The sequence below is a fragment of the Oleiphilus sp. HI0061 genome (assembly GCF_001635675.1).
Window position 1 is genome coordinate 1 of the sequence record NZ_LWFE01001515.1, and the last position, 955, is coordinate 955.

At 50.3% G+C, this 955-nt stretch carries 1 protein-coding gene; it reads right to left on the reverse strand.

Going from position 1 to position 955, the window contains the following annotated elements; all coding sequences use genetic code 11:
- Positions 1–955: primosomal protein N' (gene priA / locus A3735_RS23605; RefSeq protein WP_156499871.1), on the reverse strand; the 955-nt coding region annotated here is incomplete at both ends.

Genomic DNA, 955 nt, shown 5'->3' on the forward strand with positions numbered 1-955 from the left:
CTAGCACCAAGTTTTTAATTGAACTCAACTCTTCAAGGTTTGCCTCAGCCTTGGCTGACTCAGCCCGGATAGTGAGCATTTTTGAGAAAGGCGGCAGCTCGCAATATTGGCGCTCTTCAAGCTCCTGCTGAGCAATGCTTGTATAGTCACTACGCAGAATAGGTTCAAAGATGGGGTGTTCTGGTTGGCGTGTCTGGATGAGCACTGTGCCATGCTTGTTACCGCGGCCCGTGCGCCCTGAAACCTGTAAAAGTTGCTGTGCGCTGCGCTCAATGGCTCGATAGTCGGCGCTAAAAAAACTGGCGTCGGCATCGATGATGGCGACCAGGGTGACGTTATGAAAGTCATGCCCTTTTGCGAGCATTTGTGTGCCAATCAACAAGCAAGGCTCTCCCTTATTGATTTGCTCGACTAGCTCAGTCATTTGTTTTTGGTTCTTTATGCTGTCTCTGTCAACACGCACCACGCTGGCGCTCGGGAATTGTGCCTGCAGTCCAAACTCTAGTCTTTCGGTGCCTGCGCCAAGTGGTGTCAGACTTGTGTGGTTGCATTCATGACAGGCTCTTGGAATGATTTCTTTATGATTGCAGTGATGGCAATGTAGCTGAGGTGGGCGACTATGAACAGTAAGGCGTGCATCACAGTGAGGGCACTGGGCGAGCCAACCGCAGCTATTACACATTAGTGTTGGTGAAAAGCCTCTGCGGTTTTGGAATATGATTACTTGGTTGCCTTGAGCAAGCTCTTCTCCGATTCGCTGCTTCAAGGGGCGAGAACAACCATTCTCCAGAGGACGGCTGCGGATATCGATTAGAAACATTTCCGGTGTTTGGCCTGCGCCGGCGCGTTCTTGCATTAAAGCTAGCTGATAGCGACCTAGCTTAACGTTATAGAGGCTTTCAAGTGATGGTGTTGCACTTCCTAGCACCACTTTGCATTGTTCAATCTGTCCGCG